General features: G+C 41.8%; 7 protein-coding genes and 2 tRNA genes. 4 read left to right on the top strand and 5 right to left on the bottom strand.

What is annotated here, in order from left to right:
• Nucleotides 1–44 precede the first annotated feature (44 nt).
• Nucleotides 45–1,535, bottom strand: coding sequence for a RagB/SusD family nutrient uptake outer membrane protein (locus OU792_RS07930; RefSeq protein ID WP_134201524.1), 1,491 nt, complete (start codon nt 1,533–1,535; stop codon nt 45–47).
• A gap of 19 nt (nt 1,536–1,554) precedes the next feature.
• Nucleotides 1,555–4,545: a SusC/RagA family TonB-linked outer membrane protein gene (locus tag OU792_RS07925; protein ID WP_026945188.1), complete on the bottom strand. Its 2,991-nt coding sequence runs from the start codon at nt 4,543–4,545 to the stop codon at nt 1,555–1,557.
• 475 nt (nt 4,546–5,020) lie between these two features.
• On the opposite strand from OU792_RS07925, the gene OU792_RS07920 reads away from it, so the two are divergent.
• Complete coding sequence (locus OU792_RS07920) at nt 5,021–7,669, top strand: DUF5686 and carboxypeptidase regulatory-like domain-containing protein (RefSeq protein ID WP_274669904.1); 2,649 nt, start codon at nt 5,021–5,023, stop codon at nt 7,667–7,669.
• Between the two features lie 297 nt (nt 7,670–7,966).
• Here the strand turns inward: OU792_RS07920 and frr are convergent, their stop codons facing one another.
• From frr to OU792_RS07905, 3 genes are all read right to left on the bottom strand, one after another.
• A complete protein-coding gene (gene frr / locus OU792_RS07915; RefSeq protein WP_024284750.1) occupies nt 7,967–8,527 on the bottom strand; it encodes a ribosome recycling factor in 561 nt (186 codons plus the stop codon).
• A gap of 8 nt (nt 8,528–8,535) precedes the next feature.
• On the bottom strand, nt 8,536–9,246 hold the full coding sequence (gene pyrH, locus OU792_RS07910; protein WP_134201527.1) for a UMP kinase: 711 nt from the start codon (nt 9,244–9,246) through the stop codon (nt 8,536–8,538).
• Nucleotides 9,247–9,444: 198 nt separating this feature from the next.
• The gene (locus tag OU792_RS07905) at nt 9,445–9,939 is read right to left on the bottom strand and encodes an acetyl-CoA carboxylase biotin carboxyl carrier protein subunit (protein ID WP_100628258.1); all 495 of its coding nucleotides are present in this window, start codon (nt 9,937–9,939) and stop codon (nt 9,445–9,447) included.
• 64 nt (nt 9,940–10,003) lie between these two features.
• On the opposite strand from OU792_RS07905, the gene OU792_RS07900 reads away from it, so the two are divergent.
• The 3 genes from OU792_RS07900 (at nt 10,004) to OU792_RS07890 (ending at nt 13,008) form a co-directional block, all read left to right on the top strand.
• Nucleotides 10,004–12,634, top strand: coding sequence for a M1 family metallopeptidase (locus OU792_RS07900; RefSeq protein WP_274669903.1), 2,631 nt, complete (start codon nt 10,004–10,006; stop codon nt 12,632–12,634).
• A gap of 143 nt (nt 12,635–12,777) precedes the next feature.
• A tRNA-Tyr gene (locus OU792_RS07895) sits at nt 12,778–12,860 on the top strand.
• A gap of 75 nt (nt 12,861–12,935) precedes the next feature.
• Nucleotides 12,936–13,008, top strand: a tRNA-Gly gene (locus OU792_RS07890).
• Nucleotides 13,009–13,023: the final 15 nt, after the last annotated feature.

Here is a 13,023-nt window from a genome sequence, read left to right as displayed (position 1 = left end):
GTGCACGAATGTACACTTCCTTTTTGATTCAAATTAATATGTGATTAGTAACCTGGGTTCTGTACCAAGTTAGGGTTAGCATTGATCTGCTGCAATGGAATAGGGAATAGTGCTCTGAATGGCTCAGACTGTCCTTTTTCCCACCATGGATCATTCCAGGTACCGAAACGGATCTGGTCAGTTCTTCTGGAAGCTTCTGCAAACATTTCTCTTCCTCGCTCATCGTAGATATCCTCGAGGGTCAAAGAAGCGAATGCAGGCATGCCAGCTCTTTCTCTCACCATGTTGATCGCTGCAAGCGCATCACCTGTTTTTCCTTGACGGAAAGCAGCTTCTGCTTTAGTCAGATACATGTCCGCAAGTCTTAGCAATGGATAATCATTGCTCAAAGAGGAAGCAGCACCTGAAGCAAACTCAAACTTACCTACCCGAACACCCGCTTGACGCAAAGCGTTAGGAGCTAATTCGTTGATTTCAGGTGTGAAGGTCAAAGGCTCTCCATCTGGATCTTCTGCTTCGGCAGAAATATCATTCAAACGAGTACCATCAGCAGCAAACTGAGGACCTACCAAGAACGAATTCTTTCTGACATCATTGTCATCAAAGGAATTATAGAACTCTTCCAAAGAAGCGTATCCATTCCAAGGCTGCTCCTGTAGGTTGTAAGTAGCCTGACTGGAGTAGTGAAGAGTCATCTGCGCCAAGTTGAATCCACCAGCGTTATTCTCATCATAAGGAAGAGTCAGGATGTTTTCTGTTGATCCTCCATTTCTTGTAGAAAAGTTGCTAAAGAAGTTAGATGATAGAGAATAAAGACCACTGTTGATCACCACGTCTGCTGCAGCTTCCGCGTCGGCCCAACGAGCCGTGCCTGTGTATACTTCAGCATTCAAATACAACTTAGCCAAGACAGCATGAGCTGAATAGTAGTTCAATGTAGTCTTAGTGTCAGTTCTTGGAAGCAAATCCACATTTTCTAAGATAGACTGCTCGATAAAGTCAAATACTTCCTGACGGGAATTGTTAGTAGGGTTACCCTCTAAGTCATCCTCTGTGACGATTGGAACATTTCCGAAACTGTCAATAAGCCAAGAATATACCAATGCTCTAAGTACTCTAAGTTCAGCAGTCAAAGCTTGAACATCTCTATAAGAAACGATCAAGTTGTTGATTTCACCGATTGCAGTGTAGCAATAAGCCCAAGAGTTGTTGAAGGCTTCATCGGAAGCTTGCCAAGTGTGTCTGTGAGCACGTAGCCAAAGGCCACCATCTTCCCAGTCAGCACCTTTTTGAGGAATAGCCATCTCATCAGAGGAGACCTCATTGATGGACCAAATACTGTTGTGACCACCCCAGCTACCTACAATTCTTGAGTAAGCAGAGGCTTTCAAGACATCAATCAATACCGGATTGTTGCTATTATTCACCTCTTCCTGTGTAATCCCATCCAGCACCTCTTGATCCAACTCCCAGCATGATCCCAGCATCAATGTCGCAGGGATCAAAAGAAAGGTTTTTCGAATTGATTTAAACATATCTCTGTGTTTTGATTGATTATTTGAAGTTCAAAGAAAGTCCCAAAGTGAAGGAACGTGTTTGGAAGTATGTATTTCTTCGCTCGATACCTGGAGAAAGTGCTGTGGTAAATCCATCACCGTTTTCAGCATCAGTTACTCTAGCCTCTGGATCGATACCAGTGTAGTTGGTGATGGTAAACAGGTTTTGAGCAGCGAAGTACACTCTAAAAGAACCAATATGTGGAGAATTAGTTCTGAAATTGTAACCTAACTCCATGTTATCCAAACGAACAAAGCTTGCATTTTCTACATACGAACTGTTGAATGTTGGGGTTGAGGTCACCACCGGATTGGTTGGAGTCTTGTCTGTAATCACAGAGTTCCAAGTTACAGAAGCTCCATCTGCGTTTTCGTAGAATCCTCTGTAGGAGTTGTAAAGGTCATGACCCCACACACCTCTTAAGAAGAAGTTCAATGTCCAGTTTCTCCAAGCAAAGTTGTTGGCAAAACCAAACTCACCTTTTGGAAGACCATTACCAAGTCTTTCGAATTCATCTGGGTTGGTAGTAGATAAGATATATTCTCCTGACTCAGAAAGTCCCAATAGTCTTGGTCCATAGATATCACCCAATGTCTGACCTACTCTATTGTAGATAATTGGGTTGTTGTTCTGTCCTGGAGAACCTGGAGTCGCAAATCGCAATTCATCAAATCCAAGACCAGAAGCTGATAAGCTTTCGATTTGAGTTCTTTGATAGATTGTGAAGTTACCGCTAGGTGTCCAAAGCACTTCACCTAAGTTCAAGCCATTTACTGCTACAGCGAATTCAAAACCTGCATTACTCAAATCAGCTAGGTTAACCCAAGTACTACCCACTGTGTTGAATCGTCCTGGATCGAAGATGTTTGGTCCACCACCTACAGGTACATTGAATAGTAGGTCAGAGATATTTCTGGTGTAGTAGTCCATGCTACCAGTCACTTTGTTATCCCAGATACCGAAATCAACCCCAACGTTGAATTCTTTCTTAGTCTCCCACTTCAAGAATCTGTTTGGGTTGGAGTTTTGAACAATACCTACATAGATATCATCCGTACTCAAAGGATCACCATCCAAGTCAATTCGGTTACCATTTCCAAATACACCCAAAGCAAGGGTAGGAGATGGAGGAAGGTTACCAGTCACACCGTAAGATACTCTTGGCTTGAACTGAGAGAATACTCCCATGTCGAAAATCTGGGTAAAGTCAGAACCCAAAGAGAAGGCTGGGAATACACCCGTTTGATTTTCTGGTCCAAATCCTGAGTAAGTTTCCGCTCTGACAGACGCAGAGAAGAACAAGAAGTTATTGTAATTGAAGTTAGCTCGGCCAAATACAGAATTCAATTGATCCTGATTGGCATAAGAATACATATTGGTGAAGTTACCGATTCGCAGCGCACCTGCTCCTAGGTTATCCCATCCTGTATCAAATAGGAATTGTCTTGAACGTGCACCGAATCCTTGGTTTTTGGTAGTCTGCGTACCGACACCACCCAATAGCGCAAGATTCAATCCGTCAAACAAATCTACTTCATATCGAAGGGTAGATTCGAAGATTCTTTGAACCCGGTCGTTGGTGATTCGCTCGGCAGAACCAGTTGCACCAAATCCTACTTGGAAATCCTGAATAGACCAGAAACCACCAATCAATTCATTTCTTCTGTCTTCTGAATATTGAGCAGATAGTGTCAAGTTTGGTAGGAAGTCATACTCCACTCGGTATGAAGTCAATGCAGTCTTAATTTCGTTTAGAAATTTTTGCTGATTGATCAATGCTACTGGGTTGAAGAAGTCAAATAGGTCACGCTGGAAATAACCTCCGAAGCGCTGATTTGCTGTCTCTGTATCTTCAAAGATAGGAGCAGTTGGATTGTAGATAGTTGCATATCTAAATGCAGCATCGTTCACTGAATTAGCTTCGACTGTCGTGAATGAAAGGTTGACATTGAATCGCAATCTGTTATCCAAAGCACCTTGAGATAAGTTTACTCTGGTATTCAATCTTTCATTGGAAGATCCTTTTACGATACCGTTGTTGTTACGGTAATTGACAGATGCCAAATAATTGGTGTTGTTAAAACCGCCTGATACACTTGCGTTAGTAGTATAAGAGTATGCGTCTCTAATCAACTCTTGTCTCCAATCTGTCTCACTTCCAAAATCAGTTCCTCCTCTAGCCACAAACTCTTCTGGAGAAAGCACTGGAATTAGGTTGGTCGCTTGATCCAATGTTCCGAAAGAGTTAATGCTTACTTCAGCACGGCCATCTTTGCTACCTTTCTTGGTAGTTGTAATCAAAATCACACCTGAGGATCCTCTAGCTCCGTAAATCGCAGCTGCAGAACCATCTTTCAATACATCAATCGACTGGATATCGTTCGGATCGACGTTTTCCAATGAAGCACCAATCACACCATCCAATACGATAAGTGGAGAGGAGTTGGCACCAAAGGTGGAAAGACCTCTAAGACGTACATTGAACCCAGCATTTGGGTTGCCACCTGGACGTGTAATGGAAAGACCTGCTACTTTACCTTGAAGCAACTGAGCCGGATTGGCAACGTTACCACGGTTGAAGTCTTCAGGTTTCACACCAACTACCGCTGAAGTGATTTCCTTTTTGTCCTGTGAACCGTAACCAATCACCACCGCCTCCTCCAAGCTCTGGATATCTTCCTCCAGATTAATGGTAAAGCTACTTTGGTTTCCGATTTCTACTTCTTGGGTTAGGTATCCTACAAAGGAAACTACCAAGATTTGATCGCCTGATTGAATGTCAAGAGTAAACTTTCCATCCAAATCCGTTGCAACCCCGCGGGTGGTGCCTTTGACTAGCACAGTGGCACCGGGAACAGGGTCACCAAGAGAAGCATCCAGGACGGTACCTGTGATGGTTCTGTTTTGCGCATTGGCTAGGAAAGACACCCCAAATAGGAGGGTCAGTGCAAAAGCCAATGTTTTGAACTGTTGTAAATAATTTCTCATAGGGTTTTTTGTTAGTTAAAAAGCGAAATAGGTATGAGTACTTAATTTCGAAACTAATGTGTTGTATTATTTTTGATTTTGCAATATTTAACAAAGTGCAAAGTAGTATGTTGGAAAAGCGCCTTTTAATAGAATAAAGTATATTTTAATAATTCCATATATTATCGAATTGTTAATTGAAATATTTTTAATGGAAATCGTTTTCCTTTTATTAAAACTTAAAAAATTGAAATATTTTTAAAAAAATGAAAATTTTGAAGCTTTCGAGGAAGTGCCTCTATTTCAAGAAATGACATCTTTAAAAAATTTTAAAAAGTAGTCTATTTTCCTAAAAAAATTAAAATTGGTCTTTTTGCTTCCTTTTCGCCTTGTTTTTGGTCCCAAAAAGCCCCTTGTTTGGACTGATGAGCATTTTACAACTCTGGAAATCTATTCCTCGTAATTTTATTTTATTACTTCTATTACTCTGCTTTATATGAAAAATCCTGCAGCTTTTTCACTCTTAATATTGTCATTTTTATTCATTTCATTTTCTTCTTTTTCTCAGGGAATTCGTGGTCGGGTTTTTTCTAATGATGGAGAGCCTTTGCCTTACGCTTCAGTCTTCATTAGGAACCTCGGAGATGGAGTGCCTGCCAATGATGAAGGTTATTATGAAATGAAATTACCGGAGGGAATCTACGATGTCTACTTTCAGATTTTGGGATATAAATCACGCATCGAGACCTTGGTTGTCAAAGAAGGGGTTTGGACAGATTTTGATGTAAGATTGGAGCCTCAGATTTACACCCTTGAGCAGGTAGAAGTTCGGGCAGGTGCTGAAGATCCCGCTTTGACTATCATGAGGAAAGCCATCTCTAAGGCAAAGTACCATCGACTGCAGCTCCAATCGTATGAGATGACTGTCTACCTGAAGGGAACAGGTCAATTGACGGATGCTCCCTTTTTTCTTAAAAAAACGCTTGAAAAAGATGGACTGAACCTGAATGAAGCCTACACTTCAGAGTCGGTTTCCAAGATCCGGTTTTCATTACCTGACAAATTGGAAGAAGAGGTCATCTCAATCCGTACCAATGGGGATAATCAAAACACTTCACCCGCTCCGTACATTCAGACGAGTTTTTACGAAGAAAAAATCAATGAAATCATCTCTCCACTATCTCGAGCAGCCTTTCAGTATTATCGCTTTCGCTATGAAGGAAGTTTTTTTGATGAAGATGTCATGGTCAATAAAATCCGGGTAATCCCTCGGTCGCGTGGCGAGCGGATTTTTGACGGGTACATTTACATTATCGAGGATCTATGGGCCATTCATAGTCTGGATCTGAAGTCTTCGCTTTTGGGTTTTCAAATCGAAGCCAAGCAACAATACGCCCCTGTGGCTGAGAATGTTTGGATGCCCTTTACACATACCTACCGCTTTTCAGGAAAGATTTTCGGCTTTGCCGGTGAATTTAATTACCTCGCTTCTACCCGGGATTATGAGGTAGTGCTGAATCCTGACCTTGTCCAAACTCCTGAGATTATCGATGAAAAAATTGAGGAAAAGCCTCAGGATGCAATGGCAAAAGAAGCCGAAGATCTGGGGCTTCTAGAAAAGCTAAGCAGTGAAACTCCCAAGACGCGTAAGGAATACCGGAAACTTCTCAATGAGTATGAAAAGGAAATGCTCCAAGAGCAACGGGAAGAAGAGGTGATTATCGAGCGGAATTATACGGTGGACAGTCTTGCGAAAAAGCGGGACTTGAGCTATTGGGATAGCATCCGGCCGGTTCCTTTGACAGCAAAGGAGATTCAAGGCTATGAGCGGGATGATAGTCTGGCAGTGGTGGAAGCTGCCAAAATGAGTGAGGTAGACTCAGTAGCCAAAAAGGCAAGAAGGAAATATCGGCCCTTGGACTTTCTCAATGGGGCAACCTATAGTTTCGGAAAAGGTAGGAGCATAGGATTCAATCAGAATTGGACCAAAATATCTTTCAATACCGTGGAGGGACTGAAAGTTGGTGTGTCAGGTTTCTATCGGAAAGCGAAAGAAATACCGATGGCAGATAGTGTCAATGTCTTTCGGAAGAGTTTCAATATCGAACCCGAACTCAGATATGGTTTCAGTAGTATGCGATTTTATGGAAAATCTACCTTGCGCTGGTCAGGTACCAAACCCACCTCGGGCTACTCTTATGGACTTGAAGGGGGGCGTTTTATTTATCAGTTTAATGGGGGAGAGCCTATCAATGAGCAAGTGAATGCCTTGTATTCGCTCTTGTTCAGACAAAATTATATGAAGCTCTACGAGCAAAGCTTTGGTCGGGCATTTTGGGCTCATCGGGTGGATTATGGCTTTACCTACCGGGTGAATTTCACCTATGCACAGCGTAATCAGCTTTTCAATAACTCGAATTACAGTTTTTATAATCGAGGTGAGCGGATTTATACTCCAAATCAACCTGAAAACGTAGAGACCGGTAACCAGGCATTTCAAGACCATCAGATTGCTAAGCTTCAGCTAGGTGTAGAATGGAGGCCTGGAATAAAATACGGTATCCGAAATGGTCGAAAATACCCTATTTCGGATCGAGCGCCATTGATTCGGTTTGATTACATCAAAGCTATTCCACAACTGACCCGACAGCAAGATTTTGCAGCAGACTTTGATCACATTCGTGTAGGAGTGGAGCATGACTACACCTTTGGAATCAGTGGGAAGTTCGATTTCAATGTGAGTGCCGGGACTTTCTTGAATTCCAATCGGGTTTATTTTCCAGACTTCCAGCACTTCGGGGGCAATCGTACCATCTTTTCAAACTTTGGTCCTGCTTCCAATTTCCGATTTATGGACTATTACAAATACAGCACTTCAAGCTCTTATTTGTCAGGTATTTTCCATTATCAATTCCGAAAGTTTCTCCTGACTCAGCTTCCAATGCTTCGCTTTTCAGGAGTGCAGGAAAATGTTTTCTTGAACTATCTTAAAACCGAAAACTCCCCTCACTACGTAGAAGTGGGCTATTCTTTGGATAATTTGTTTAGGATCTTCCGTGTAGAGATAGGTGCAGGGTTTGAAAATGGGCAGTATTTACGGGGAGGAGTAAGATTTGGGGTGGCGACCTTTATTCAGATACAGTAGTGGTATTTATCTCAGATCAGATAATTCATAAAAATTATCCGGGCTGATTACCTGAAAGCTGGAATTGGGATAGGTTTGGCTGAAAATCTTAGGGGGCTTGATTGTATCTAAAGTGAACTTCATAAATTTAGCTAAATACGTGAAGTTGAATTCATGATTTTAGCTAAATACATGAATTTTGGGTTCTGAGATTTTTCAAGATACCTCCCCCATTGATTGGATTCTTCCCATTTAAAATCAAAAAAAGCCACTCTCTATTCGAAAGTGGCTTTTGTTCGAAATGATAATTTTGAATGATTAAACCTTCATGATATCCGCTTCTTTTTTCACGAGAAGTTCATCGATTTTAGCGGAATATTGATCGGTGAATTTTTGAACCTTGTCTTCAGCACGCTTTACCTCATCTTCTGAAGCACCTTCTTTTTGAAGTTTTTTCAGCGAATCATTGGTGTCTTTACGTACGGTACGGATGGATATTTTTCCGTTTTCACACTCATGCTTGGCTTGCTTTACCAAAGCTAGTCTGCGCTCTTCAGTAAGTGTAGGAATGGTAAGAATGACTACCTCTCCGTTGTTTTGAGGAGCGAGGCCAAGGTCAGAGTTGATGATGGCCTTTTCGATCTCAGAGATTAGGTTTTTTTCGAAAGGGCGAATAGACAATGTCCGAGCATCCGGTGTAGTGACAGAAGATACTTGATTAATAGGAGTAGGGGTGCCGTAGTAGGGGACCATGACTCCATCGAGTAGGTTAGGCATGGCCTTTCCTGCACGGATTTTGACTAATTCTGCAGCCGTATGATCCACGGCTTTTTGCATGAGTTCCTTTGCTTCCTCGAGATACAGTTCTATTTCTTCCATGAGATTGCTTAGATTGATGTGATTAGTGTGCCGACTTTCTCTCCTTCTACGAGTTTGCTGAGATTACCGGCTTTGTTCATGTCAAATACAATGATAGGCAGATTGTTTTCCTGGCAAAGTGTAAAAGCCGTCATGTCCATGACATTGAGGTTTTTTTCATACACTTCGTGAAAAGAGATGGTTTGATATTTGGTAGCTGATTTATCTTTTTCAGGATCTGCTGTATATACGCCGTCTACTCGGGTGCCTTTCAAGACTACGTCCGCCTCAATTTCGATAGCTCGAAGACTGGCTGTAGAGTCTGTTGTGAAATAAGGGTTACCAATCCCAGCTCCAAAGATTACGATTCTACCTTTTTCCAGGTGACGGATTGCTCTTCTTCTAATAAAGGGTTCACACACACTTTCTACCTTGATACCTGACATCAATCGTGTATACATTCCAGCTTGCTCCAAGGCGCTTTGCAATGCCATCGCATTGATCAGGGTGGCTAGCATTCCCATGTAATCACCTTGTACTCGGTCAATTCCGGATTTTTCAGCCTGAACCCCTCTAAAAATATTTCCTCCTCCAATGACAATGGCGATTTCCACGCCCATATCTTTTACTTTTTTGATCTCAGCAGTGTATTGCTGTAGCCTATTGGGGTCAATCCCGTAGTTTTTGTCACCCATTAGGGCCTCTCCGCTGAGTTTGAGGAGGATTCTTTTGTACTTCATTTTTTATTTCCCTTTGTTTTTAAAATGTCACCTCTTCTTGATGAAGCTTGATTTTCCAAACTCATTTTGCTTAAACCTTTATCTTGACCAAGCAGGCACTGAGTTTGATTTTTTTGGACTGTTTTCAAAAATCACCGGACAAATATAATTTCTATCCCTCAGAATGCTAGTATTTTTTGAGTTTCCCGTCAGGAAGCTTTAGAAAGTAATCAAAACCTGGTTTTTCTCCACACTTTGTTTGAGGTTTACCTTTACCTCTGATACCAGGCCATCTCCGGGAGACTTGATGATATTTTCCATTTTCATAGCCTCAAGAATCAACACGACGTCGCCTTTCTTGACTTCATCTCCGGGCTTTACTTTCAAATCCAAAATCAGTCCTGGCATCGGTGCTTTGATATCCTGAACAGCCGAACCGGCTACGTCTTCCATGCCCATTTCTTCAAGCAAGAGATCAAAGCGATCTTTTAGAGATACCTCGACCAGTTTTTTATTCAGTCTGATATGAAGTGTTTTGGATTCTTTGTCAATACTCACCAATTCAGCTTCATAGGACTGATGATTTTTAATCAGATGAAACTTCCTTCCATCGATGGGTTTGATATCCCAATCGAGTGCTTTATCTGCCACGGTGATGCCCTTTTCGTTTTTTTCAACCGAAAAGGTTTTGTCATTGATGGTTGCTGAAAACATTCCTGCTAATTTAGGCCTTCAAGATTTATTTTGAGTTTTCTGAAATTTGTCAAATATCCAATAAATGCACACGAAGCCAAAGAATATTTTGGGAAAGAATCTGATTTGGGTGATTTCAGGCTTATTGATCTATACCACTGCCTGTAAATCTACCCAGGATCTGCCTCCCAAAGAAGTTGTCAGCATCATAGAACCTATTCCTCAAATAGAAAGTGATGACTCTAATTCAGATGATTCACTGAAGGCAATGCAGCTTTTAAGGCAAAAAGAGGCGGCAATTGCAAACTACCGGGCCGCAGCTACCAGAGAGTTTGATATTTTGGATACCGAACTGGATTTACGCTTTGATTATGAGCAGCAGGCTGTGATGGGTGAAGCTATTTTGACCATCACTCCCTATGCCAAAGCTCAGTCTATATTGGTTTTGGATGCAAAAGATTTTGAACCTGGATCCATTTATTTTTCTCACGATGGAGAGGAGACATCGACTAATTATCGCTATGACTACAAGCAGTTGATGATTTACCTTCCCAAGCCTGTTAGCCTAAGCGATACATTTTCTATTCGGGTAAGATATACAGCTTTTCCAGAGCGAAATTCAGGCTCGGACAACTTGGCTATTACCGACACCAAGGGTTTGTACTTTATTGATCCTCTGGATACCGTACCGGGCAAGCCTACCATGATTTGGACTCAAGGGGAGACTGAATACAACAGTAAATGGTTTCCGACTATCGACAAACCTAATGAGCGCTTTACTCAGACCATCCATTTGACAGTGAAAGATAATCTTACAACCGTCAGCAATGGAGAGCTGATTGCCCAAAAACCGCTTGCAGATGGAATGCGCCAAGATACCTGGAGAATGGATTTGCCTCATGCTCCTTACCTAGCTGCTTTGGCAATTGGTGAATTTGATGTAGTTAAAAGAGACTTGGATGGTCTGCCGATCAACTACTATGTAGAAAAAGGATATGGAGCTGGGGCAGCGAGAGTATTTAAGCATACCCCTGAAATGATCCGCTATTTCGAAGATTTGCTTCAGGTAAAATATCCTTGGCCCAAATATGATCAGATTGTCGTGCGGGACTTTGTCTCTGGTGCGATGGAAAATACCACAGCTTCCATTTTTATGGAAGAATTACGATTGACAGAGCGTGAAGCCATCGATTCAGAGTGGGACTACATCATTGCACATGAATTATTTCACCAATGGTTTGGAGACTTAGTGACTACAGAGTCTTGGGCTAATCTGACCCTGAATGAAGCATTTGCAAACTACAGCGAATATTTATGGAACGAGCATAAATATGGAGATGACCTAGCCAAATTAAAGCTGATCGTCGAGACGGAAACTTATTTTCAGGAAGCTGAAACCAAGCAGGTGGATTTGATTCGCTTTGACTATTCCGATCCTGAGGATATGTTTGATGCGCATAGTTATTCCAAAGGAGGGGTGATCCTACATATGCTTCGGAACTACCTGGGCGATGAGTTATTTTTCAGAGGACTCAATCTTTATCTTACTACTCATGCGTTCCAAAGCGTGGAAGTGCATGATTTAAGGTTGGCATTTGAAAAGGTCAGCGGAGAAGACCTGAATTGGTTTTTCAACCAGTGGTTTCTAGATAAGGGACACCCTGAGCTCAAGGTTTCTATTGATTACTCCATTCCTGAGAATCTTTTGATCACAGTAGAGCAAACACAGGATCTTACGCTTTCCCCTCTGTATAAATTGCCTTTCGAGATCAGTTGGTACGAAGGGGAAGAGCGGAAGAGTATGCGATTTATTTTGGAGAAAGGCTTTCAGCAGTTTGCGCTTGAAAATGAATTTCCCCTGACACAAGCCTATTTCGATGAGGGTAAAAACTTACTGACAAAGCGGAAAGGGGAGTTTTCATCTGATCATTACGTACGGCAGTTTCGGGAATCTCAGTTGGGAATCGCGAGATATGAAGCGTTGGACAGCTTGGTGATTAGAGTAGAGGAGGATAAGTTGAAACCTTTGTTGGCAGAAGGTCTGAAAGATCCCTTTTGGAGTATTCGGGAGTTGACGCTGAATATTCTTCAGAGCAACCCAGAATGGATATCAGAAGGAATGGAGGAATCTATTTATACTATTGCCGATAAGGATGAAAAAAATTCCGTTCGGGCGGGAGCCATCGATGTATTAGGTTCGTTAAATGCGGACAAATACTATCCTGATCTCAGCCGGTACGTGAATGATTCATCTTTTTTGATTGTCAGTTCCGCCTTGATGGCTATGAATAATGTTTCTTCAGAGCGGCTAGATCCTGATTTGTTTGAGCGATTTGAATCGGAAACGAATTATCGGGTACTCGTACCTGTCGCAGAATACTATCTCAATGAGGATATACAGGGTAAGGGAGATTGGTTTCGTTCCAAGCTTTCCGTGCTGAGTGGCGAAGGTTTATATTATTTTTTGGGTTATTTCAGTGAGTATTTTGTTTCCAATCCGGAAGAAGGGGCTGAGGAAGCCAAGGTCTATTTGTTGGATCAGATGCAAAATAATCCACAGGTTTTTGTTCGATTGGGAGCATTTCAAGGGCTATTGGGATTTGCTGATGATGAGACCTTGGTGAAGCAATTGCAGGAAATTGCATCGAAAGAGACGAACTCCCAGATCAAAAATTACTTTCAGTACTTCCTTCAGAGCTTTGGAGACGAAAATTAAATCATTGATTTTAAGCTAATTAAAACTTATTTCAATAAAATATTCGGAAAAATATTTTGTATGCTTTGAAACTTTGTGAAAAGCCTATAATTTTGCCATCCGTTATGACGAATAGTGGTCATAATTTACTGAAAAGCAGACAAGGGGGAATACCAAAGCGGCCAACTGGGACGGACTGTAAATCCGTTGACTTATGTCTTCACAGGTTCGAATCCTGTTTCCCCCACATTGCCGAATTGTAAAATTTTTTCCTAGTTTTGCAGGGCAAAAAAGTAGAGGAAGTATTCTCTAAAGATTAAAAGCGGGAGTAGCTCAGTTGGTAGAGCGGCAGCCTTCCAAGCTGCAGGTCGCGGGTTCGAGCCTCGTCTCCCGCTCAATGCCTTTCTGAG

Source organism: Algoriphagus sp. NF (assembly GCF_028823735.1).
GTDB classification, from domain to species: Bacteria; Bacteroidota; Bacteroidia; order Cytophagales; family Cyclobacteriaceae; genus Algoriphagus; species Algoriphagus marincola.
The sequence above is the reverse complement of the archived record's forward strand: the minus strand, read 5'-3'. Positions and strand labels throughout refer to the sequence as shown.